We start from the raw sequence: 21,555 nt of genomic DNA on the forward strand, positions 1-21,555 counted from the left end.
CGCCCGCGCCTGCCGCAGCGCCGGCCGCACCGGCGCCGAAGCCGGCCGCGCCGGCCGCCCCCATCACCGCCCCGCACAAGGTCGTTCCGCATTCGACGATGCGGAAGGTGATCGCCCGCCGCCTCAGCGAGAGCAAGGCGACCGTGCCGCATTTCTACGCGACGCGAGATGTCGAGCTCGACGCGCTGATGAAGCTCCGCGCCGCGCTCAACGCCAAGTCGCCGAAGGAGGGGTCGGGCGCGTTCAAGCTCTCGGTGAACGACCTGGTCATCAAGGCGACCGCGCTCGCACTCCGCCGCATGCCGACCGTCAACGCGTCATGGACCGATGAGGGCATGGTCCACTACGACGACGTGGACATCTCGGTCGCCGTCTCGATCCCCGATGGGCTGATCACGCCGATCATCCGCCACGCCGACCAGAAGGGCCTGGCGGCGATCTCGGCCGAGATGAAGGACCTCGCCGCGCGCGCCAAGGCCGGCAAGCTGAAGCCCGAGGAATTCCAGGGCGGATCGTTCTCGATCAGCAACATGGGCATGCTGGGGGTGAAGGATTTCGCCGCCATCATCAACCCGCCCCAGGCAGCGATCCTGGCCGTGAGCGCTGGCGAGCAGCGGCCGGTGGTGAAGGACGGCGCGCTCGCGATTGCAACGGTGATGACGGTGACGATCAGCGTCGACCACCGCGTGATCGACGGCGCGCTGGCCGCCGAGTGGCTCGGCGTGTTCAAGAGCATTATTGAGGACCCGCTGCAAATCATGCTCTGAGCGTGGCCACGGCAACCGGGGGAAGACAGCATGGCTGACGCGTATGACCTGATCGTGGTGGGTGGCGGGCCCGGCGGCTATGTCGCGGCCATCCGCGCCTCGCAGCTCAAGATGAAGGTGGCGCTCGTCGAGCGCGAGCATCTCGGCGGCATCTGTCTCAACTGGGGCTGCATCCCCACGAAGGCGCTGCTGCGGACCTCCGAGATCAACCACCTGCTGCACAGCCTCGATGCCTACGGGTTCGCTGCCGACAATCCGCGCTTCGATTTCCAGAAGGTGATCAAGCGCTCGCGCGGCGTGGCGAACCAGCTCTCGGGCGGCGTGAAGCACCTGCTGAAGAAGAACAAGGTCACGGTGCTCGACGGCCACGGCGGTCTCGCCGGGCCACGCACCGTGCGCGTCACGAAGGACGGCAAGGACGTCGCGTCACTCACCGCGCCGCACATCATCCTGGCCACCGGGGCCCGCGCCCGCGTGCTGCCCGGCATCGAGCCCGACGGCAAGACGATCTGGACCTATCGCGAGGCGATGGTGCCAGCCGCCATGCCGAAATCGCTGCTCGTGATCGGCTCGGGTGCGATCGGCATCGAGTTCGCGTCCTTCTACGCGAACATGGGTGCGAAGGTGACCGTGGTCGAGGTGATGGACCGTGTGCTGCCGGTGGAGGACGAGGAGATCTCCGCCTTCGCGCACAAGGCCTTCGTGAAGCAGGGGATGACGGTGCTCACCGGCGCCTCGGTGAAGAAGGTCGCCAAGACCAGTTCTGGCGCGACCGTGACGGTCGAGGAGAAGGGCGGCAAGGTCACCGAGATCGTGGTCGAGGTGGTGATCAGCGCCGTCGGCATCGTCGGCAACGTGGAGAACCTCGGCCTCGAGGGCACGAAGGTGAAGGTCGAGCGCACGCATGTGGTGACCGACGGCTACAGCCGCACCGGTGAGCCTGGCGTGTACGCCATCGGCGACCTCACCGGCCCGCCCTGGCTCGCGCACAAGGCCTCGCACGAAGGCGTGGTCTGCGTCGAGGCGATCGCCGGCCTCCACCCGCACGCGATCGACCCGACGAACATTCCCGGCTGCACCTATTGCCGCCCGCAGGTGGCGAGCGTCGGCCTCACCGAAGCCGCGGCGAAGGCCAAGGGGCATGAGCTTCGGGTGGGGCGCTTCCCCTTCATCGGCAACGGCAAGGCCATCGCGATGGGCGAGCCGGAGGGGCTGATCAAGACCATCTTCGACGCGAAGACGGGCGAGCTCCTCGGCGCCCACATGGTGGGGCCTGAGGTGACGGAGATGATCCAGGGCTACGCCATCGCACGCACGGCCGAGCTCACGGAAGCGGAACTGATGCACACCGTGTTCCCGCACCCGACGCTGTCGGAGGCGATGCACGAGAGCGTCCTTGATGCCTATGGCCGGGTGATCCACATCTGATCCCATGAGCACGCGCATCGAGATCGACCACCGGAGAAGTGCCGCCGAGCGGCACCCCGAGAAGGCGAACAGGCCCGACAACCCGATCCAGCGGAAACCCGCCTGGATCAGGGTGAAGGCGCCGACGCACCCGATCTATGTCGAGACGCGCGCGCTGATCCGCGAGAAGGGCCTCGTCACCGTCTGCGAGGAGGCGGCGTGCCCGAACATCGGCGAGTGCTGGTCACAGCGCCACGCGACGATGATGATCATGGGCGACACCTGCACGCGCGCGTGCAGCTTCTGCAATGTCGCCACCGGCATGCCCAACCCCCTCGATGCCACCGAGCCCACGCGCGTGGCCGATGCGGTGGCGCAGATGGGGCTTCGCCACGTCGTGATCACCTCGGTCGATCGTGACGACCTCGCCGATGGCGGGGCGGAACACTTCGCCGCCGTGATCCGCGCCATCCGGGCGGCGACGCCCGGCACCACCATCGAGATCCTGACGCCCGATTTCCTCCGGAAAGGCGACGGCGCGATCGAGACCGTGGTGGCCGCGCGGCCTGACGTGTTCAACCACAACCTCGAGACGGTGCCGCGCCTCTACCCCTCCATCCGCCCCGGTGCGCGCTATTTCGTGTCGCTGCGCCTGCTGTCGCGGGTGAAGGAGATGGACGCGTCGATCTTCACCAAGTCAGGCCTCATGGTCGGCCTTGGCGAGGAGCGGGCGGAGCTGATGCAGGTGATGGACGATCTTCGCGCCGCGGATGTCGATTTCCTCACCCTCGGCCAGTACCTCCAGCCGACGGTGAAGCACGCGGCTGTGGCGCGCTTCGTCACGCCGGAGGAGTTCGCCGAGTACGGCGCGGTCGCCCGCGGCAAGGGCTTCGCCATGGTGGCCGCGAGCCCGCTGACGCGCAGCTCCTACCACGCCGACAGCGACTTCGCGGCGCTGCGCGCGGCCCGCGAGGCGCAGGTGGGGGCAATGGCGGCGCGGGCGCGCTGAGCGCAACGCAGCTTTCCGCTTTCCTTCACCCTTCATGTGCCTAGATTAGATTGCGATGCCGACACACGCGCAAAAGACCTTCATGCCCTACCGGCCCGACCAGCTTTTCGACCTGGTCGCCGATGTTGGCCGTTACCCTGAGTTCCTGCCGTGGTGCGTCGGCGCGCGCATCCGCGAGAAGTCCGACACCCACCTGGTGGCTGACCTCGTGATCGGCTTCAAGGTGTTCCGCGAGCGGTTTACCAGCCACGTCGCACTCGACCGGCCGGGCCATATCCATGTGCGCTATGAGGAGGGGCCCTTCCGGTACCTCAACAATCACTGGAAGTTCGTGCCCGAAGCCCATGGAACGACAGTCGATTTCTACGTCGATTTCGAGTTCAAGAGCCGCATCCTCCAGGCTGCCATCGGCGTGGTGTTCAACGAGGCGGTGCGCGTGATGGTCGCTGCCTTCGAGCGCCGGGCCAGGCGCGTCTATGGCCCGACCTCGCCCGCTCCTTCCGCCCCGCCGGCGCCAAGCCCGACGGGCTGATCGCGCTCTCACCGTTTTGCGTGTGGACCACGGCGACGGCGGGCGCGAGACTCCACTCATGGGATACGTGATTTACGGTGACCGCCGCAGCGGCAGCGCGATCGTCGAGCTCTGTCTCGCCGCGGCCGGTGTCGCGTTCGAATTCCGCCGCGTCCCGCTCGAGGGCGATACGCAGCTGGGCGAGGCCTATCGCGCCATCAACCCGATGGGCCGGCTGCCGGCGATGCTGCTGCCCGATGGCACGGTGGTGACCGAGAGCCTCGCCTGCGCGCTGGTTGTCGCCGAGGCCCATCCCGATGCCGGGCTGATGCCCCCCATCTTCTCGCCAGCGCGGGCAGAGGCGCTGCGCTGGATGGTGCTGCTGGCAGCCGAGCTCTACCCCGCCGTCACGCGCTGGGATTATCCCGCCCGATTCGCAGATGACCCCGCCGGCGTTGGCGCGCGCGCGATGGCCGAGACACGCCGCATCTGGTCACTCCTCGATGCCGCGCTGAAACCCGCGCCCTTCGCCACGGGCGAGCGCTTCGGCGTTCTCGATGCCCAGGTGGCGGTGATGTCGCGCTGGTCGAACGGGCCGGGTGCGTGGGTGGATGCGCATTGCCCGACCATCGCCGCGATCACCCACGCCGTTGCGACCCATCCACCGGTGGCAGAGGCCTACCACCGGCATTTCGGGCCGCGATAGTCGCTCAGGACAGCCCCAGAACCGAGGCAGCCTGCTCGGCGAAGGCCAGCAGCGCGCGATCCGATCCGGGTGCGGCGACAAGCGAGAGCCCGACAGGTGCGCCCGACACGCGCGCGACCGGCAGCGTCACCTCCGGTGCGCCCGAGAACCCGCTGATCGAGGTGACGCCGATCGTCCTCTCGCGCAGGTGCTGGATCTCGTCCGCGCCGACGTCGCGCTTCGGCGGGATCAGCGGCGAGGTCGGGAACACCATCACGCCGCCGCCGCCGAGCAGGGTACGGATGCGGGCACCTGCCGACGCGCGCAGATGCCGCGCCCACGCCGACTTGGCCGCAGGCTGGTGTGGGGCCGTATCGAACCTGCCCTGCACAGTGGGGGAGAGCTTCGGCTTGGTCGAATACACCCAGGCGCCGAGGGAGGAGAGGTTCTCCTCGTTGTTGCAGGCGCGGAACGCATCGAAGAAGGCATGCAAGCCCTCGACCGCGACTTCGACCTGCATCGCCCGGCCGAAATGCGCCTCGAGCGTCTCGAGCGCGGGCCTGAGTGCCGTGGCGACGGCAGGCTCGGCGTTCATCCACGCTTCCTCGACCTTGAGCAGTCCGCCGAGCGACCGCGAGGCGTCGAGCGGCAACAGCACCTCGCCCACGCGGCGCAGCAGAGAGGCCTCGCGCGCGAACCAGCCCACCGTATCGAAGCTCGGGCCGAGCGGCAGGACGCCGCAGGCATTCACCAGCCCCCAGGTCGGGCGGATGCCATAGACGCCGCAATAGCTCGCCGGGATGCGCACGCTGCCCGCCGTGTCGGAGCCCATCGCGAAGTCGAACAGCCCCGCCGCGAGGCCGGCCGCCGAGCCGGATGAGGAACCGCCGGGCACGCGATCAGGCGCCGCGGGGTTGGTCGGCATCCCGTACCAGAGGTTCTCGCCCGTCAGCCCTGCGGCGAGCTCGACCGTGACGGTCTTGCCCACCATCGTCGCGCCGGCCTCCGTCAGCATCGTCACGCAGGGGGCGGTGATGGCGGCGGGCGCGTGCGTTCGCCCCCAATCGGGGTTGCCGAAGGTCGAGACATGGCCCGCGACGTCGTAGAGGTCCTTCAATCCGAAGGTGAGGCCGGCGAGGGGGCCTGAGCCGGCGCCGGCCAGGGTGATGCGCGGCCCCGGCATGAAGGCACCAACAGGATCGCTCGGCTCGCTCATCGGAAACACTCCCCCACCAGTTGCGGCGCGCACTCTAGCGGCGCTGCCGCCAGATGCTAGCGCCCACCCCCCAGCGACCACCCCTGGCGCTGGGCCGCGCGGTGCCCGGGCAGCCTGGCGGACAGCGCGATGGTGCGGAAGCCGCGCGCCTCCGCCTCCATCGTCCAGGCCTCGAGGGCAGCGAGCGTCGCCTCGCGCGGATGGCCGATCGCGATCACGCTGCCGGTCCGCCGCGCGCGTGCCTCGATCGCCGCGATCTGCCGCGCGATCGCCTCCGGCACGTCGCTGTCGTCGAGGAACACGTCGCGCCCGAGGGTGGGAAGGCCGAGGCCCTGGGCGGTGGTGAAGGCGAGGCTGCGGGGGGACGTGCGGCTGTCGAGGAAATAGAGGCCGCGCGCGCCGATCTCGGCGAGGATGGGGGCGAGTGCGGCGGCATCCTCGGTGAAGCGGCTGCCCATGTGGTTGTTCACCCCGACCGCCACCGGCACCGCGGCCAGCGCGGCGCGGAGGCGGCGCAGGTTCTCCTCCGCCGGCAGCGAGGGGCGGAGCGCGTCGGGGCCAGGATCGTGGTTCCCCAAGGGCTCCATCGGCATGTGCAGGATCACCTCGTGGCCCGCCGCGGTCGCCGCCCGCGTCTGGCCGCCGAGGTCGGGCGCGTAGGGCAGGTAGGCGAGGGTCAGCGTCGCGGGAAGCCGGATGGTGCGCTCGCTCAAGCGCCGGTTGAGGCCCATGTCGTCGATCACGATCGCGACCGAGGCGTGCTGCGCGGGGCGGGGGACGGGGAGGGAGGCCGGGGTGAAGCCCGGCTCGTCCGGCACGAACAGCGCGACGAGTACCGCATCGGCCGCAAGAGCGCCCGGATAGGCGAAAAAAGCGCCGAGCAGGGTGAGCAGCCCGGCCCGTCGGGCCAGCGCGGCAAAGCGCTGCGGCAGCGCCGTGGCCAGCGCCTCGATCCGCCTCCGATGTCCCCGTTTCCGCATCGCAAGTGTGATGCCGGATCGACTCCGAAGGAGGCCAGGAAATTGGAAAGACTCCCCGCCGGGACGGCGGCGTTGACCCCCGCGGGCCCGCCGCGCATCCTGCGGCGACCATGATCCTGCTCATCGACAACTACGACAGCTTCACCTTCAACCTGTTCCACTTCCTCGGCGATATCGGCGAGGAAGTGGAGGTTGTGCGCAACGATGCGCTGACGGCAGCCGAAGCCCTGGCGCGCCGGCCCGATGCCATCGTGCTGAGCCCGGGTCCGTGCGACCCCGACCGTGCCGGCATCTGCCTCGATGTCATCCGCGAAGGGGCGGGAAAGGTGCCGATCCTCGGCGTGTGCCTTGGCCACCAGGCGATCGGCCAGGCCTTCGGCGGCAAGGTGGTGCGCGCGCCGACGCCGTGGCACGGCAAGGTCGACACGGTCGAGCATGGCGGCACCGACCTCTTCGAGGGCGTGCCGAACGGGTTCCGCGCCACGCGCTATCACTCGCTGGTGGTCGATCGGGAGACGATGCCCGATGCGCTGGTGCCGACGGCCATGAACGCCGAGGGGCTGGTGATGGCGCTTCGCCACGCGACGCTGCCGCTCTACGGCGTTCAGTTCCACCCCGAGAGCATCGCCTCCGAGCACGGGCACACGATCCTGCGGAACTTCATGGCGCTGGCGCGCAGGCAGAACAGGGTCCCCGTTCCGGCATGAACGCGATCGCCGCCGAGGCAGCTGGCCGCACCCTCAAGCCGGTCATTGCGCGGCTTGCCGACGGCGCGGCGCTGACCGAGGCCGAGGCAGAGGCCGCCTTCGACCTGCTGATGGCCGGCGAGGCAACGCCCGCGCAGATCGCCGGCTTCCTCATGGCGCTCCGCGTCCGCGGCGAGACGGTGGCGGAGATCACGGGGGCCGCGCGGGCGATGCGCGCGCGCATGGGCCGCGTGACGGCGCCCGAGGGCGCGATCGATGTCTGCGGCACGGGCGGCGATGCGGCGGGCACGCTGAACATCTCCACCGCCGTTGCCTTCGTCGTCGCCGGTGCGGGCGTGGCGGTCGCCAAGCACGGCAACCGCGCTGTCTCCTCGCGCTCGGGTGCCGCCGATGTCCTCGGCGCGCTGGGCGTGAACCTCGATGCGCCTTTTCCCGTGATCGAGCAGGCGATGGCGGAGGCGCGCGTCGCCTTCCTGCTCGCCCCGCGCCACCACGCGGCGATGCGCCACGTCGCCGGCCCCAGGGTCGAGCTTGGCACGCGCACGATCTTCAACCTGCTCGGGCCGCTCTCGAACCCCGCGGGCGTGACGCGCCAGCTGATGGGCGTGTTCGCCAAGCGCTGGGTGCGGCCGCTCGCCGAGACGCTGGGCCGTCTCGGGGCAGAGCGTGCGTGGGTCGTGCATGGCTCCGACGGGCTCGACGAACTCACCATCACCGGCCCCTCCCATGTCGCCGCATGGGAGGAAGGTGCTGTGCGCGAGTTCACCATCACGCCAGAGGATGCCGGCCTGCCGCTCGGCAACCCCGCCGCGCTGAAGGGCGGCGATGCGGCGGAGAATGCCGAGGCGCTGCGCGCTGTGCTCGGCGGCATGGACGGGCCCTACCGCAACGCCGTGCTGCTGAACGCCGCTGCCTCGCTCATGATCGCCGGCCGTGCCGTCGACCTGCGCGAGGGGGCCGTGATCGCCGCGCGCGCGATCGACAGCGGTGCTGCTGCTGCCGCCCTCGATGACCTCGTGCGGATCACCACGGGAACTGACCGATGAATGACGTCGCCGAACGCACGCCCCCCTCTGCGATCCCCGATGCGCTCGCGCGGATCTGCGCCCGCACGCTGGCCGATCTCGCGCCGCTGAAGGCGGCACGGCCCGCCGGCCTGCTCGAGCGCGAGGCGCTGGCGGCACCGCCGCCGCGAGGCTTCACCGCGGCGCTGCGCGCGGCCGCCGCGACCCGCTACGGGCTGATCGCCGAGATCAAGAAGGCCTCTCCCTCCGCCGGCCTCATCCGCGCCGATTTCGATGCCGCAACGCTCGCGCGCGCCTACGAGGCCGGTGGTGCCACCTGCCTCTCGGTGCTGACCGACCGTCCGTTCTTCCAGGGCGCGCCCGAGTACCTCGTCGCTGCCCGCGACGCGGTGCCGATGCCGGCGCTGCGCAAGGACTTCATGCTCGATCCCTGGCAGGTGCTCGAGGCGCGCGCGATGGGGGCGGATGCGATCCTGCTCATCATGGCCTGCCTGTCGGATGCCGATGCCGTGGCCCTCGAGACGCTCGCTGTCGATCTCGGCATGGACGTGCTGGTCGAGGTGCATGACGAGAGGGAGCTCGACCGCGCGCTCAGGCTCCGCACGCCGCTGCTCGGCATCAACAACCGCGACCTGCGCACGCTCAAGACCGATCTTGCGACGACGGAACGGCTGGCCCCCCGCGTGCCGGCTGACCGCATCATGGTGGCGGAGAGCGGGCTTGCCACACCCGCTGATCTCGCGCGCATGGAGGCGGCGGGCGCGCGGGTGTTCCTCGTCGGCGAGAGCCTGATGCGCCAGGCCGATGTCGCCGCCGCGACGCGCGCGCTGCTGGCCTGAGTGGAACCGATGTCGGGGCTGACGCATTTCGACGCTGCCGGCAACGCCGTGATGGTGGATGTGTCGGCCAAGGACGTGACGGCGCGCGTTGCCATCGCCGAAGGCCGCGTGGTGATGGCGCCCGCGACGCTCACAGCGATCCGTGACCGTGGCATCGCCAAGGGTGACGTTCTCGCCGTCGCCCAGCTCGCCGGCATCATGGCGGCCAAGCGCACGGCTGACCTGATCCCCCTCTGCCATCCGCTGCCGCTTGCCTCCGTCACGCTTACGCTCGCGCCCGAGGGCGACGACACAGTGCGCATCACCGCGACCGTGAAGGTGACGGGGCGAACGGGTGTGGAGATGGAGGCGTTGACGGCCGTCTCGGTCGCGGCGCTGACCGTCTATGACATGTGCAAGGCGATCGACCGCGGCATGCGGATCGAGGGCATCGGCCTTGCCCACAAATCCGGCGGCCGCAGTGGCAGGTGGGACGCGCCTGCGGCGGGCGGGGATGCGCCTGCGGCGGGCGGGGATGCCCCTTCCGGTGGCGCCGCGCCGTGATCTCGGTCGATGCGGCGCGCGAGCGCATCCTCGCCGCCCTGTCGCCGCTCGGCACCGAAACGGTCTCGCTCGCCGCTGCCTGGCAGCGCGTTCTCGCAGCCCCCGTCACCGCGCGGATGGACAAGCCGGGGACGGACGTGTCGGCGATGGATGGCTACGCCGTGCGCGCGGCCGATTGCACGGCCGCCCCCACCCAGCTGCGCGTCGTGGGGAGCGCGCCCGCTGGCCATCCCTTCGTTGGAGCGCTCGCACCGGGCGAGGCAGTTCGCCTCTTCACCGGCAGCGTGCTCCCCGGCGGCGCCGACACGGTGGTGATCCAGGAGGACACGGACGAGGGCGATGACGCCGTCGAGATCCGAATCGTCCCGCGCACGGGAGCCCATATCCGCCCGCGCGCCGGTGACTTCGCGGCGGGAGCCATTCTGCTGGCGCCCCCGAGGCGGTTGACGGCGCGCGATGTCGGCATCGCCGCCTCGGCTGGGCATGCCTGGCTCACCGTCCGCCGTCGCCCGCGCGTCGCGATCCTCGCAACCGGCGACGAGATCGCCCTGCCGGGGGACCCGGTGCCCGCGGGCGGCGTCGTCTCCTCCAACAGCTTTGTCCTTGATGCGATCGTGCGCGCAGCCGGCGGCGACCCGGTGACGCTGCCCGTGGCACCGGACGATCCCGCCGCGATCGGGGCCGCTGTTGGCGCCGCGCGCGGGGCTGATCTCATCGTCACCTCCGGCGGCGCGTCCGTCGGCGCGCATGACCTGGTGCGGCCGGCGCTCGAACCCCTCGGCTTGTCGCTCGATTTCTGGAAGATCGCGATGCGCCCGGGCAAGCCCTTCATGTTCGGCCGGGTTGGCGAGGCAGCCCTCATCGGGCTTCCCGGCAACCCCGTGTCGGCGACGGTGTGCGCCATCCTGTTCCTCGTGCCGGCGATCGAGCGCCTGCTCGGCCTTCCGGGCGAGGCGCCGGCGACGATCCGCGCGCGGGCCGGCGGGGCGCTGCCGGCCAATGACCATCGCGCCGATCATCTCCGCGCCAGCCTTGCGCGTGACGGGGAGGGCGACCTGGTGGCAACGCCGGCGGCGCGGCAGGACAGTTCGCAGATGGCGATCCTGGCCGCTGCTGACGCGCTGATCCTGCGCGCGCCGAACGCGCCAGCGGTTGCGCAAGGGGAAGTGGTTGACGTGATCGTGCTCGGCGGGAGAGACATCTAGCCGGGGTTGCGGGCGCTTCACGCCTGAGGGTTGGGGGATGGCATGACGGCCAACGGGGCGAGTGCGGCTGCGGCGGACGCAGCCTTGCGGTTCGCCGAGATCATCGCCGCGCGGCTCTGCCACGATGTCAGCGGCCCGCTTTCGATCGTCGGCAATGCGGCCGAGCTGTCGCGCCTCGAGGCCGAGGCGGGCAACGCGGCCGGCGGCGGCGGCGAAGCAATGGCGATGATGCGCGAGGGGGCGGAGGCGATCGCCGCCCGGATCCATCTGCAGCGCGCCATCTTCACCGCATCGACCACGCCGCTCGTGGCGCAGGACATCGCGCGGCTCGCCGGCGGCGTGGTCGGCGGCGGCAGGGCCGAGCTCAACCTCGCCGGGCTTGCGCCCGCAACGGTGTTCGACCCGGCCTCGGGGCGGGCGGTGCTCGCCGCGCTGATGGTGGCGGGCGAGGCGCTGAAGCGTGGCGGTACGATCGCCTGTCACGGCGGGACGGAGGACGTTGCCTTCGCCGTCGCCGGAACCAACGCCGCCTGGCCGCCATCGCTGACCACTGTGCTGGGCGGGGCTGACCCCGTTGCCGCCGCGATCGCCGGCGGCTCGCGCGAGCTGATGGGGCCGATGGCGGTGCTGCTCGCGCGCGAGGCGGGCTACACCCCGTCGTTGCTGATGGGCGCTGGCGTGCCGCTGCTGCGGTTCGCGCGCGGCTGAACGAACACCTGGAAGGACCATGGCGATGCGCGGGCTGATCAACCTCTACTCCGACACCCAGACGAAGCCCACGGCCGCGATGCGGGCCGCGATCGCCGCCGCCGAGGTGGGCGACGAGCAGCGCGGCGAGGATCCCTCGGTGAACGCACTGTGCGAGCGCATGGCCGACCTGATGGGCAAGGAAGCCGCCGTCTTCATGCCGTCAGGCACGATGTGCAACGAGGTGGCGGTTCTCGTGCATTGCCGGCCGGGCGACGAGGTGATCGGCGCATCCGACTGCCACATCCTCGCCTACGAGGGTGGCGCGCCTGCGGCGCTTGCGGGCGTGCTGGTCAGCCCGCTTCCCTCCGTGCGTGGCCAGTTCACGCCCGAGATGGTGGAAGCCGGCGTGCGCTTCCGCAACCGCTATTCGCCGAACACGAAGCTGATGACGGCGGAGCAGACCGCCAACATGGGTGGTGGGTCGGTCTGGCCTGTCGCGCAGCTGGACGCGGTTGCCGCGGCGGCGAAGCGGCACGGGCTTGCCACGCATCTCGACGGCGCGCGGCTGATGAACGCCGTCGTCGCCTCCGGCATCGCGGCGAAGCAGCATGCCGCTGGCTTCGACACCGCCTGGCTCGACTTCACCAAGGGCCTCGGCGCGCCGCTCGGCGCGGTGCTGTGCGGCTCGCGCGACATGATCACCGAGGCCTGGCGCTGGAAGCAGCGCATGGGTGGGGCCATGCGCCAGGGTGGGATCTGCGCGGCCGGCTGCCTCTACGCGCTCGACCACAACGTCGAGCGGCTGGCGGAGGATCACGCCAACGCGACGATGCTCGCCACCGGCCTCGGCCAGCTGCCCGGCATCACGGCAGAGACGCCGGAGACGAACCTGGTGTTCTTCGACGTGAGCGGCACCGGCATGACGGCGGAGGCGTTCTCGCGCGCGATCGAGGCAGAGGGCGTGCGGATGGGCGCGCAGGGGCCGATGCGCGTGCGCGCCTGCACCCATCTCGACATCTCGGAGGCCGATATCCGCACCGCGCTTGATATGGCCGAGCGTGTGGTCACGCGCGCGCGGAAGGCGGCGTGACTATCCGCCTCCGAAGCCTCCCATGAACCGCCCGAGCAGGCGGGGCAGGGAGGCGACGGCGTAGCCGCCCTCCTGCACGATCACCGTCGGCAGGCCCAGGCCCGCGGCGAGCGCGCCCGCACGCGCGAACCCGTCATCGCTGACGTCGAGGAAGCCGAGCGGCTCGTCGGCCGAGGCGTCGAAGCCGAGTGCGAGGACCAGGGCATCGGCCCCGAAGCGGCGGATCGCGGCGCATCCGCTCTCGATCGCGGCAAGCCACGGGCCGTCGCCGGCACCGCGGGGCAGGGGGTGGTTAAGGTTGCAGCCCTCCGCGCCGGCCCCGCCGATCTCCTCCCCATGCCCGACATACCAGGGATAGTAGAAGTTCGGATCGCCGTGGACGCTGACGGTCAGCACGTCGTTCCGATCCCAGAAAATTCCCTGCGTGCCGTTGCCGTGATGGCTGTCGATGTCGAGCACGGCAACGCGCGCGGCACCCGCCTGACGGAGATGCGCGGCCGCAAGCGCGCTGTTGTTGAGGAAGCAGTGCCCGCCCGCGCGGCCGGCATAGGCATGGTGGCCTGGTGGGCGGCAGAGCGCGTAGGCGGACCGGGCGCCCGCCGCCACCTCGGCGGCAGCGGCATCGGCACAGGCAGCGGCGGCGATGGCCGAGGCCCAGGTCGGCTCGCCGATCGCGCAGGCCGTGTCGGCGGTGTACCAGCCCGCCTGCGAAACGATCCCGGTGCCGACGCGGCCACCTTGGGCGATCATCTCGGGCGTCGGGTGGATGTTGGGGACGATCTCGGGCCCCGGCTGGGGCAGGGCCGCCCATTCGCGCCAGCCATCGCGCAGGAAGGCGAGATAGTCGGGCGTGTGCACGCGTCCCAGCAGCTTCGGTTCCGTGACCGGCGCGGTGACGATCGCAAGCCCCAGCGCCTCGGCCCCCGCCAGCAGCGCGGTTGCGCGCTGGGGCACCTCGAAGCAGGGCACCACCCTGCCGCGCATGAGGAAGAACTGCGGATCGTGGCGCAACTGGTCCGCCTGATAGAACACGCGCATCGTGCAAAAGGCCCCTCGTTCTGCCGGGGCGGGCGCCCTGGCTTGCGGTGGCATCGTCGCGCGCGATAGCCTTCCCGCCAACAGGGACGTTGAACAACTGGGGATCAGAGACGATGACCGACGCCATGCGCCCGATCGCGCGCCGCACGCTGCTTGCCGGTGCCGCTGCCTCGCCCGTGCTGATGACGCTCGCCGAGGCCCGCGCCCAGGGCGTGGCACCCCGCCGCGGCGGTGTGCTGAGCACGATCATCACGCCCGAGCCGCCGATCCTCATCCTCGGCGTGAACAACCAGGGGCCGACGCTGATCGTCGGCTCCAAGATCTACCAGGGGCTGCTCACCGTCACGCCGCAGCTCGACCCTGCGCCGATGCTGGCGAAGTCGTGGACGCGCAGCGATGACGGCCTCGTCTACACCTTCACCCTCGAGCAGGGCGTGAAGTGGCATGACGGGCGCGACTTCACGTCGGAGGACGTGGTGTTCTCGCTGATGAAGTTCCACATGGAGGTGAACCCGCGCGCCCGCGCCATCCTCCAGCGCATCGACAAGGCCGAGACGCCTGACGCGCACACCGTGCGCTTCACGCTGAAGGCGCCGTTCGAGCCGTTCCTGCTGATCTTCGACGTGACCGGCTGCGCCATCGTGCCGAAGCACGTCTATGACGGCACCGACTATCGCAACAACCCGGCGAACGCGACGCCGATCGGAACGGGTCCGTTCCGGATGGCCGAGTGGCAGCGCGGCAACTTCATCCGCCTTGTCCGGAACGAGCAGTACTGGAAGCAGGGCCAGCCCTATCTCGACGGCATCACCTACCGCATCGTTCCCGACAGCCAGAGCCGCGGCCTCGCGCTGCAGACGGGCCAGGTGCAGATGACGTCGTCGAACGACATCGAGCCGTTCGACGTGCCGCGCTTCCAGCAGCAGGCGAACCTCCAGGTCGCCCAGAACGGGTGGGAGCTGTTCGCGCCGCTGTCGTGGATCGAGATCAACAACCGCCTCGACAACCTGAAGGACGCGCGCTTCCGCCGTGCGATGGCGCATGCGATCGACCGCAACTTCATCGCCCAGCGCCTCTGGTTCGGCGTCGGCAAGCCGGCGACCAGCCCGATTGCCTCCTCCACGCGCTTCCACGATCCGTCAGTGCAGATGCCCGGCTTCAACCCGCGCGAGGCGACGGCGCTGCTTGACGCGATGGGGCTTCGCCCGAATGCGCAAGGCATCCGCGCCTCCATCAAGATGATGCAGATCCCCTATGGCGAGGTGTGGAACCGACTGTCGGAATACCTCCGCCAGGCGCTGCGGCAGGTGGGCATCGAGGTCACGCTCGAGAGCACCGATGTCGCTGGCTGGGTGCGCCGCCTCGCCGCGTGGGAATTCGAGACGACGATCAACTTCGTCTACCAGTGGGGTGACCCGACGCTGGGGGTCGAGCGGACCTACGTCACCTCCAACATCCAGAAGGTGGCCTTCACCAATACCGCCGGCTATTCGAACCCCGAGGTCGATCGCCTGTTCGAGGCGGCGCGCAACGCCGTCTCGGCCGATGATCGCCGGCGCCTGTTCAGCGACGTGCAGAAGAGGCTGGTCGAGGACGTTCCGCTCGTGTGGCTGATGGAGCTCGTGTTCCCCACGATCCATGACCGCCGCCTGCGCAACGTCATCACCAGCGGCACGGGCGTGCATGCGCCGTATGACGACGTGTTCTTCGCCTCCTGAGAGCCCGTTGACAATGCTACTGACATGGCCGCCTGGCTTTGGTGTCCTGCGCTTCCGTTGCTCACGGCCCATCAGGCCGCTGCGCGCCGGTTCTCGGACACCGCGCCATGCGACTCATGTCAGCGCATTCTCAAGCGGGCTCTGAGCGGCCATGGGTGCCGCCAAGCTCCTGAGGTTCCTGGCGGCACGAAGCGTGAAGGCGGCGATCGTGGTTCTGGCGATCGTCGTCTTCCAGTTCGTGTTGATCAGGCTGGCACCCGGCGACCCAGCGAGCGTGATCGCCGGGCAGTCAGGCGCTGCGGACCCGCTGTTCATGGAGCAGCTGCGCGCGCAGTTCGGCCTCGACCGGCCGATGCATGAGCAGCTGCTGATCTACCTCCGCGACATGCTCACCCTCGATCTCGGGTTCAGCCATCGCCAGCAGCAGCCCGTGGCCACACTGATCGGCGAGCGCCTTCCCGCGACGCTGCTGTTGACGCTGACGGCCTTCCTCTTCGCCGTCACCGCCGGCGTGTCGCTCGGCGTCATGGCCGCGCGCCGCGTCGGCCGCGCGGCCGACAGCCTCATCACGGTGATCGCACTCACATTCTATGCCACGCCGATCTTCTGGGTCGGGTTGCTGCTCGTTCTCGTGTTCTCCGTCTGGCTCGAATGGCTGCCGAGCTTCGGGATGTTCACCGTCGGCGCCGACCTCACCGGGTTGGCCTACGCGGCCGATGTTGCCAAGCACCTGATCCTGCCGTCGCTCACCCTCGGTCTGTTCTTCCTCGCGATCTATGCACGCCTTGCCCGCGCCTCGATGCTCGAGGTGGCGGACCAGGATTTCGTGCGCACCGCACGCGCCAAGGGCGTGCCGGAGGGGCGGATCGTGCGGGCGCATGTGCTGCGCAACGCGCTGCTGCCGGTGATCACCTTCGCCGGCATCCAGGCGGGGCAACTCGTCGGCGGATCGATCCTGGTCGAGACGGTGTTCGCCTGGCCAGGCATCGGCCGGCTTGCCTTCGATGCGCTGCTGGCGCGCGACTACGCCACGCTGCTCGGCGTGTTCTTCTGCACCGCCGTCATGGTCGTGGTGTTCAACCTGATCACCGACCTCCTCTATGCGCTGGTCGATCCGCGCGTGGAGGTGGCATGAGCTTCTGGAAACGCTTCGCGCGCAACATCGGCGCGCTGGTCGGGCTCGCCATCCTCGTCCTGGTCGGGTTGATGGCGGTGCTGGCCCCGGTGCTGTTCCCGTTCAGCCCGTGGGAGATGCGCGGCATCCCCTTCATGGGGCCGGGCGAAGCTGGCTTCCTGCTCGGCTCCGACAGCCTCGGGCGTGACGTTGCGGCCGGCATCGCGCATGGCGCGCTGGTGTCGTTCCTCGTCGGCGGCGTGTCGACCGTCGCGGCACTTGCGCTCGGCGTCACGCTCGGCGCCGTCGCGGGCTATGGCGGCGGGTGGATCGATGACGCGATCATGCGCTTCACCGAGTTCTTCCAGACGATCCCGTCCTTCGTGCTGGCGGTGGTGCTTGTCGCGATCTTCACGCCCTCGATCACCTCCATCGTCGTCGCCATCGCCGTGGTGTCGTGGCCGCCGGTCACGCGCGTGGTACGCGCCGAGTTCCTCTCCCTCCGCTCGCGCGAGTTCGTGCAGGCAGCCGAGGTGCTCGGCCGCGGCCCGATCGCGATCATGTTCACCGAGATCCTGCCCAACGCTCTCTCGCCCATCATCGTGCTGGCCTCGCTGATGGTCGCGACCGCGATCCTGCTCGAAAGCTCTCTCTCCTTCCTCGGCCTCGGCGACCCGAACCTGATGTCCTGGGGCTTCATGATCGGCTCGGGGCGCAGCGTGATCCGCATCGCCTGGTGGATGAGCGTGTTTCCTGGCGTCGCCATCTTCCTCACCGTGCTTGCGCTGAACCTCGTCGGCGAGGGGCTGAACGACGCGCTGAACCCGCGGCTCGCACGCCGCCGCGGCACGCTGCCCGCATGACGGCGCCGATCCTCGCGATCGAGAACCTCACCATCGGCCTGCCCATCGGCGGCGATCGCGCGAACGCGGTCGAGGGCGTGTCGCTTGCCGTGAACCCGGGCGAAATCCTCTGCGTCGTGGGCGAGAGCGGGTCGGGCAAGTCGATGACGGCATCCGCCGTGATGGGGCTGCTGCCGAAGGGCCTGCCGGTGCGCTCCGGCCGCATCCTCTTCGAGGGCAACGACCTGCTGGCGCTCTCGCCGGAGGCGTTCCGGCGGCTGCGCGGCGTGCGCCTCGGCATGGTGTTCCAGGAGCCGATGACGGCGCTGAACCCATTGATGCGCGTTGGCGACCAGATCGGCGAGGCGTTCCGCGTGCATGGCGAGCGTGGCGACGTGCGCGCCAAGGTGCTTGCCCTGCTCGAGGACGTTCGCCTGCCCGATCCGCCTTCGATCATCGATGCCTATCCGTTCCGGCTCTCCGGCGGGCAGCGGCAGCGCGTGATGATCGCCATGGCGCTTGCCCTCGGCCCCTCGGTGCTGATCGCCGACGAGCCGACGACGGCACTCGACGTCACCACCCAGATGCAGATCCTGCGGCTGATCCGCGGCCTGCAGAAGGATCGCGGCACAGGGGTGCTGTTCATCACCCATGATTTCGGGGTGGTCGCCGAGATCGCCGATCGCGTGGCGGTGATGCAGCACGGCCGCGTGGTCGAGCAGGGCGAGGCGAGGGCAGTTCTCGATGCCCCGCAGCACCCCTACACGAAGGCGCTGATCGCCGCCGTGCCGCATGGGCGCGTGCGGCCAGCCGAGGCGGCGCATGCCGACACGGTGCTCAAGGTCGCGGGTGTTGCGAAATCCTTCCGTCGCGGCGGTGGATTGTTCCGCCGTGGAACACCTGTCGCTGCGGTTGCCGATGCCGCGTTCTCGCTGAAGAAGGGAGAGACGCTCGGTCTCGTCGGCGAGAGCGGATCGGGCAAGTCGACGCTCGCGCGCTGCGTCGTCAAGCTCGTGACGCCCGACGAGGGCCAGGTCCTGTTCCATGGCACCGACCTGCTGCCGCTCGGCCGCGGGGCGATGCAGCCCTATCGTTCGCGCATCCAGATGGTGTTCCAGGACCCCTATGCCTCACTGAACCCGCGGCGGCGGGTGGGCGACATCATCGCCGAAGGGCCCGTGACGCATGGCGTTCCGCGCGAGCAGGCTCGCGCCCGAGCCCGCGACCTGCTCGCGCTCGTGCAGCTCGACCCAGGCGCGATGGACCGGTTCCCGCACGAGTTCTCCGGCGGGCAGCGCCAGCGCATCGGCATCGCGCGCGCGCTCGCGCTCGAACCCGAGCTCCTGATCGCCGACGAGCCGGTGAGCGCGCTCGACGTGTCGGTGCAGGCGCAGATCCTCGCCCTGCTCGACGAGATCCGCACGCGGCTTGGGTTGACGATGCTGTTCATCACGCATGACCTTCGCGTCGCTGCGCAGGTGTGCGACAGGATTGCGGTGATGCAGCGGGGCAGGATCGTCGAGATGGGGCCGACGGCAGAGGTGTTCGGCGCGCCGCGCCACGCCTACACGCGCGAGCTGCTCGACGCCATTCCCGGCAAGGCCTGGACGCCGCCTCTCGAAGCGGCCTGAGGAACAGAGCACCATGACGATCGACCCGGGCGTGAAGCGCGCGATCATCGAGGCAGCCACGTCGCTGGAGGCGGAGGCCGAGGCGATGCTCGCCGCGCTCGTGCGCTTCCCGAGTACGCTTGGCAACGAGGGGCCGTGCCTCGATCATACGGCTTGTCTGTTCGAGGCACTGGGCCTGCCGGTCACGCGCGTGCCGACCGACACCGCGGCGCTTGCCGGCCACCCGGGCTTCTCGCCGCCGCTCGTCTCCTACGCTGGGCGCGACAATGTCGCCGCCGCGCACACGCCGAGATCTGGCGGCGGGCGGAGCCTCTGCCTCCAGGCGCATCTCGATGTCGTGCCGGAAGGGGCGGCCGAGCTCTGGACCGCGCCGCCCTTCGAGCCGGTGACACGTGATGGGCGAATGTATGGGCGCGGGTCCGGCGACATGAAGGCGGGTCTCGTCTCGAACATCATCGCCTTTCGCGCGCTTGCGCTCGCCGGGCTCGCGCCCGCCGGGCAGGTTCAGCTCCAGGCCGTGGTGGAGGAGGAGTGCACGGGCAACGGCGCGCTCGCCACCATGCTCGCGATGCCCAAGCCCGATGCCGTGATCATCCCAGAGCCTGGCCCCGGCATGCCCGCTCTCTACACCGCCGAGGTCGGCGTCGTCTGGGCATGGGTGACGGTGATGGGGCGGCCCGCGCATGTGCGGGAGAAGCAGGCAGGGCTGAATGCGATCGAGGCGGCGATGGCGATCGCCGATCGCTTCGCCGCGCACGAGGAGGCGCTCAACCGCGCCGAGCGCATCCACCCCGCGTTCCGTGGCATCAACCACCCGGTGAACGTGAACCTCGGCACGATCGAGGGCGGGGAGTGGAACAGCTCGGTTCCCTCGCGCGCTCGCATCGGGCTTCGCGTCGGCGTGATGATGAGCTATTCCGCTGCCGAGACGAAGCGCGACATCGAGCGGATCGTCGCCGAGGCGGCGGCCGAGCTCGCGCCGAAGGGCGCGCGGGTGACGCTCTCCTGGGGCGGGTTCATGGCCGACCCGTGCGTGTTCGACCCCGCGGCGCCGATCGCGCGGCTCGCGCGCGAGAGCTTCGCCGAGGTGACGGGCGGGGCGCTGCGCGACTATCCCGCGACGGGGCTGACGGACGGGCGCTTCTTCACCCTCTACCAGGGAACGCCCGTCGCCGTGTTCGGGCCGGATGCGGATGCCATCCACGGCATCGACGAAAGCGTGGGGCTTGCCAGCATGCATGCGGTGACGGCCACGATCGCGCTGACCATGGCCGCGTGGTGCGGCACGGAGAAACTCTGATGGCCACGAACCTACCGATCGATGGCGGCCGGCTCTGGTCGAGCATCATGGCGATGGCGGCGATCGGGCCTGGCATCGCCGGCGGCTCGAACCGCCAGACGCTGACCGAGGCTGACGGCGAGGGGCGCCGCATGCTCAGCCAATGGTGCGACGCGCTCGGCCTCCGCCTGTCGGTCGATCGCGTCGGCAACATGGCCTTCCTGCGGGAGGGCGCCGATCCGTCGCTGCCGCCGGTTGCGTTCGGCAGCCATCTCGACACGCAGCCGACGGGGGGGAAGTTCGACGGCGTGCTGGGCGTTCTCGCCGGGCTCGAGGTGATGCGCGCGCTGGCCGACGCGGGCGTCGTCACGAAGGCGCCGCTGCTGCTGATCAACTGGACGAACGAGGAGGGGGCCCGCTTCTCCCCGCCGATGATGGGCTCGGGTGTCGCGATGGGCCTGTTCGACGAGGCGGAGATCCTCGCCAAGACCGACCCGGCCGGGGCGGTATTCGGCGAGGCGCTCGCCCGCATCGGCTGGCGCGGCGAGGCGGAACCATCGTTGCTGCAGCGGATTGGTGCCTACCTGGAACTGCATATCGAGCAGGGGCCGTATCTAGAGGCCGAGGGAGCCGATGTCGGCGTCGTTACGGGCGCCTCAGCCCAGGCGTGGTTCGAGGTGACGGTCACGGGCGCGGAGGCGCATGGCGGCAACGGCATGGCGCAGCGGCGCGATGCCCTCGTCGCCGCCTCCCAGATGATCGTGGCCGTCGAGGGAATCGCGCACGAGATGGGCGGCAACGGCACGGTCGGGCGCATCACCGTCTCGCCCGACAGCCGCAACGTCGTGCCCGGGCGCACCTGGTTCACGGTCGATCTCCGCCACGCGCGGGCCGCCGCGCTCGCCGCGATGGAGGCAGCGTTGCGCGCGCGCATCGGCGCGATCGCGGCCGCGCGTGGGGTGGCGGCGACCGTCACGCGCTTCTGGTCATTCCCCGAGACGCCGTTCGACCAGGCCCTCGTTGCCCGCGTGCGGCAGGCGGCGATCGTGCGCGGCTATTCGTGGCGCGACATGCCGACGGGAATCGGCCACGATGCCGTCTATGTCGCGCGCCGCGTGCCGACGGCGATGATCTTCTGCCCCTGCCATGGCGGGTTGAGCCACAACGAGGCGGAGAGCATTACCGAGGCCTGGGCGGAGGCCGGCTGCAAGGTGCTGGCCGATGCGGTGATCGCCGCGGCGGGGGTCGTCTGAGGGGTT

At 70.2% G+C, this 21,555-nt stretch carries 21 protein-coding genes; 18 read left to right on the forward strand and 3 right to left on the reverse strand.

All coding sequences use genetic code 11. The annotated features are described in order from the left end of the window. The 5 genes from Q0C38_RS12385 to Q0C38_RS12405 all read left to right on the forward strand — a co-directional run. On the forward strand, positions 1 to 767 hold a 767-nt coding region (locus Q0C38_RS12385), incomplete at its 5' end, for a 2-oxo acid dehydrogenase subunit E2 (protein ID WP_291297410.1). Between the two features lie 30 nt (positions 768 to 797). Further along, positions 798 to 2,195 (forward strand): dihydrolipoyl dehydrogenase, encoded by a 1,398-nt coding sequence (lpdA, locus tag Q0C38_RS12390; protein WP_291297411.1) that lies wholly within the window; start codon positions 798 to 800, stop codon positions 2,193 to 2,195. 4 nt (positions 2,196 to 2,199) lie between these two features. Continuing rightward, positions 2,200 to 3,183, forward strand: coding sequence for a lipoyl synthase (gene lipA, locus Q0C38_RS12395; protein ID WP_291297412.1), 984 nt, complete (start codon positions 2,200 to 2,202; stop codon positions 3,181 to 3,183). A gap of 55 nt (positions 3,184 to 3,238) precedes the next feature. Further along, positions 3,239 to 3,715, forward strand: a complete 477-nt coding sequence (locus Q0C38_RS12400) for a type II toxin-antitoxin system RatA family toxin (RefSeq protein ID WP_291297413.1) — start codon at positions 3,239 to 3,241, stop codon at positions 3,713 to 3,715. A gap of 58 nt (positions 3,716 to 3,773) precedes the next feature. Further along, entirely contained in the window at positions 3,774 to 4,400 is a 627-nt protein-coding gene (locus tag Q0C38_RS12405) for a glutathione S-transferase family protein (protein ID WP_291297414.1), read from the forward strand. Positions 4,401 to 4,404: 4 nt separating this feature from the next. On the opposite strand, the gene Q0C38_RS12410 is transcribed toward Q0C38_RS12405, so the two are convergent. Both Q0C38_RS12410 and Q0C38_RS12415 read right to left on the reverse strand, forming a co-directional pair. Next, the gene (locus Q0C38_RS12410; protein WP_291297415.1) at positions 4,405 to 5,595 is read right to left on the reverse strand and encodes an amidase; all 1,191 of its coding nucleotides are present in this window, start codon (positions 5,593 to 5,595) and stop codon (positions 4,405 to 4,407) included. A 56-nt stretch (positions 5,596 to 5,651) separates the two neighbouring features. Continuing rightward, complete coding sequence (locus Q0C38_RS12415) at positions 5,652 to 6,575, reverse strand: divergent polysaccharide deacetylase family protein (RefSeq protein ID WP_291297416.1); 924 nt, start codon at positions 6,573 to 6,575, stop codon at positions 5,652 to 5,654. Between the two features lie 110 nt (positions 6,576 to 6,685). On the opposite strand from Q0C38_RS12415, the gene Q0C38_RS12420 reads away from it, so the two are divergent. The 7 genes from Q0C38_RS12420 to Q0C38_RS12450 are packed head-to-tail and all read left to right on the forward strand — an operon-like array spanning position 6,686 to position 12,674. Beyond that, positions 6,686 to 7,282: an aminodeoxychorismate/anthranilate synthase component II gene (locus tag Q0C38_RS12420; protein ID WP_291297417.1), complete on the forward strand. Its 597-nt coding sequence runs from the start codon at positions 6,686 to 6,688 to the stop codon at positions 7,280 to 7,282. Next, complete coding sequence (gene trpD, locus Q0C38_RS12425) at positions 7,279 to 8,328, forward strand: anthranilate phosphoribosyltransferase (protein ID WP_291297418.1); 1,050 nt, start codon at positions 7,279 to 7,281, stop codon at positions 8,326 to 8,328. The genes Q0C38_RS12420 and trpD overlap by 4 nt, the downstream gene beginning before the upstream one ends. A gap of 32 nt (positions 8,329 to 8,360) precedes the next feature. Continuing rightward, positions 8,361 to 9,146, forward strand: a complete 786-nt coding sequence (gene trpC / locus Q0C38_RS12430) for an indole-3-glycerol phosphate synthase TrpC (RefSeq protein WP_408870027.1) — start codon at positions 8,361 to 8,363, stop codon at positions 9,144 to 9,146. 9 nt (positions 9,147 to 9,155) lie between these two features. Continuing rightward, positions 9,156 to 9,689 carry a cyclic pyranopterin monophosphate synthase MoaC gene (gene moaC / locus Q0C38_RS12435; RefSeq protein ID WP_291297520.1) on the forward strand — a complete coding sequence of 178 codons (534 nt, stop codon included), beginning with the start codon at positions 9,156 to 9,158 and terminating at the stop codon, positions 9,687 to 9,689. Then, positions 9,686 to 10,894, forward strand: a complete 1,209-nt coding sequence (gene glp / locus Q0C38_RS12440) for a gephyrin-like molybdotransferase Glp (RefSeq protein ID WP_291297420.1) — start codon at positions 9,686 to 9,688, stop codon at positions 10,892 to 10,894. Before moaC ends, glp begins: the two co-directional genes overlap by 4 nt. 42 nt (positions 10,895 to 10,936) lie before the next feature. After that, positions 10,937 to 11,602, forward strand: coding sequence for a histidine phosphotransferase family protein (locus Q0C38_RS12445; protein ID WP_291297421.1), 666 nt, complete (start codon positions 10,937 to 10,939; stop codon positions 11,600 to 11,602). A 25-nt stretch (positions 11,603 to 11,627) separates the two neighbouring features. Further along, positions 11,628 to 12,674, forward strand: a complete 1,047-nt coding sequence (locus Q0C38_RS12450) for a low specificity L-threonine aldolase (protein WP_291297422.1) — start codon at positions 11,628 to 11,630, stop codon at positions 12,672 to 12,674. Here Q0C38_RS12450 and Q0C38_RS12455 read toward each other — a convergent pair whose 3' ends face one another. Then, positions 12,675 to 13,712, reverse strand: coding sequence for a histone deacetylase family protein (locus Q0C38_RS12455; protein ID WP_291297423.1), 1,038 nt, complete (start codon positions 13,710 to 13,712; stop codon positions 12,675 to 12,677). Positions 13,713 to 13,825: 113 nt separating this feature from the next. On the opposite strand from Q0C38_RS12455, the gene Q0C38_RS12460 reads away from it, so the two are divergent. The 6 genes from Q0C38_RS12460 (at position 13,826) to Q0C38_RS12485 (ending at position 21,549) form a co-directional block, all read left to right on the forward strand. Next, complete coding sequence (locus tag Q0C38_RS12460; protein ID WP_291297424.1) at positions 13,826 to 15,430, forward strand: ABC transporter substrate-binding protein; 1,605 nt, start codon at positions 13,826 to 13,828, stop codon at positions 15,428 to 15,430. A 151-nt stretch (positions 15,431 to 15,581) separates the two neighbouring features. Continuing rightward, complete coding sequence (locus Q0C38_RS12465; protein WP_291297425.1) at positions 15,582 to 16,565, forward strand: ABC transporter permease; 984 nt, start codon at positions 15,582 to 15,584, stop codon at positions 16,563 to 16,565. Continuing rightward, positions 16,562 to 17,407, forward strand: a complete 846-nt coding sequence (locus Q0C38_RS12470; protein ID WP_291297426.1) for an ABC transporter permease — start codon at positions 16,562 to 16,564, stop codon at positions 17,405 to 17,407. Before Q0C38_RS12465 ends, Q0C38_RS12470 begins: the two co-directional genes overlap by 4 nt. Next, positions 17,404 to 19,017, forward strand: coding sequence for an ABC transporter ATP-binding protein (locus tag Q0C38_RS12475; RefSeq protein WP_291297427.1), 1,614 nt, complete (start codon positions 17,404 to 17,406; stop codon positions 19,015 to 19,017). Before Q0C38_RS12470 ends, Q0C38_RS12475 begins: the two co-directional genes overlap by 4 nt. Positions 19,018 to 19,030: 13 nt before the next feature. Continuing rightward, positions 19,031 to 20,317: an ArgE/DapE family deacylase gene (locus Q0C38_RS12480; RefSeq protein WP_291297428.1), complete on the forward strand. Its 1,287-nt coding sequence runs from the start codon at positions 19,031 to 19,033 to the stop codon at positions 20,315 to 20,317. Next, positions 20,317 to 21,549: a Zn-dependent hydrolase gene (locus tag Q0C38_RS12485; RefSeq protein WP_291297429.1), complete on the forward strand. Its 1,233-nt coding sequence runs from the start codon at positions 20,317 to 20,319 to the stop codon at positions 21,547 to 21,549. The genes Q0C38_RS12480 and Q0C38_RS12485 overlap by 1 nt, the downstream gene beginning before the upstream one ends. The last annotated feature ends 6 nt before the right edge of the window (positions 21,550 to 21,555 follow it).

This window comes from Elioraea sp. (assembly GCF_022842375.1).
In the GTDB taxonomy this organism is placed as follows: Bacteria; Pseudomonadota; Alphaproteobacteria; order Acetobacterales; family Acetobacteraceae; genus Elioraea_A.

Excerpts from the sequence above, each read along its gene's own strand:
- lpdA (WP_291297411.1), top strand. The coding sequence starts at position 798 with ATGGCTGACGCGTATGACCTGATCGTGGTGGGTGGCGGGCCCGGCGGC.
- lipA (WP_291297412.1), top strand. The coding sequence starts at position 2,200 with ATGAGCACGCGCATCGAGATCGACCACCGGAGAAGTGCCGCCGAGCGG.
- Q0C38_RS12400 (WP_291297413.1), top strand. The coding sequence starts at position 3,239 with ATGCCGACACACGCGCAAAAGACCTTCATGCCCTACCGGCCCGACCAG.
- Q0C38_RS12405 (WP_291297414.1), top strand. The coding sequence starts at position 3,774 with ATGGGATACGTGATTTACGGTGACCGCCGCAGCGGCAGCGCGATCGTC.
- Q0C38_RS12410 (WP_291297415.1), bottom strand. The coding sequence starts at position 5,595 with ATGAGCGAGCCGAGCGATCCTGTTGGTGCCTTCATGCCGGGGCCGCGC.
- Q0C38_RS12415 (WP_291297416.1), bottom strand. The coding sequence starts at position 6,575 with ATGCGGAAACGGGGACATCGGAGGCGGATCGAGGCGCTGGCCACGGCG.
- Q0C38_RS12420 (WP_291297417.1), top strand. The coding sequence starts at position 6,686 with ATGATCCTGCTCATCGACAACTACGACAGCTTCACCTTCAACCTGTTC.
- trpD (WP_291297418.1), top strand. The coding sequence starts at position 7,279 with ATGAACGCGATCGCCGCCGAGGCAGCTGGCCGCACCCTCAAGCCGGTC.
- moaC (WP_291297520.1), top strand. The coding sequence starts at position 9,156 with ATGTCGGGGCTGACGCATTTCGACGCTGCCGGCAACGCCGTGATGGTG.
- Q0C38_RS12445 (WP_291297421.1), top strand. The coding sequence starts at position 10,937 with ATGACGGCCAACGGGGCGAGTGCGGCTGCGGCGGACGCAGCCTTGCGG.
- Q0C38_RS12450 (WP_291297422.1), top strand. The coding sequence starts at position 11,628 with ATGCGCGGGCTGATCAACCTCTACTCCGACACCCAGACGAAGCCCACG.
- Q0C38_RS12455 (WP_291297423.1), bottom strand. The coding sequence starts at position 13,712 with ATGCGCGTGTTCTATCAGGCGGACCAGTTGCGCCACGATCCGCAGTTC.
- Q0C38_RS12460 (WP_291297424.1), top strand. The coding sequence starts at position 13,826 with ATGACCGACGCCATGCGCCCGATCGCGCGCCGCACGCTGCTTGCCGGT.
- Q0C38_RS12465 (WP_291297425.1), top strand. The coding sequence starts at position 15,582 with ATGGGTGCCGCCAAGCTCCTGAGGTTCCTGGCGGCACGAAGCGTGAAG.
- Q0C38_RS12470 (WP_291297426.1), top strand. The coding sequence starts at position 16,562 with ATGAGCTTCTGGAAACGCTTCGCGCGCAACATCGGCGCGCTGGTCGGG.
- Q0C38_RS12475 (WP_291297427.1), top strand. The coding sequence starts at position 17,404 with ATGACGGCGCCGATCCTCGCGATCGAGAACCTCACCATCGGCCTGCCC.
- Q0C38_RS12480 (WP_291297428.1), top strand. The coding sequence starts at position 19,031 with ATGACGATCGACCCGGGCGTGAAGCGCGCGATCATCGAGGCAGCCACG.
- Q0C38_RS12485 (WP_291297429.1), top strand. The coding sequence starts at position 20,317 with ATGGCCACGAACCTACCGATCGATGGCGGCCGGCTCTGGTCGAGCATC.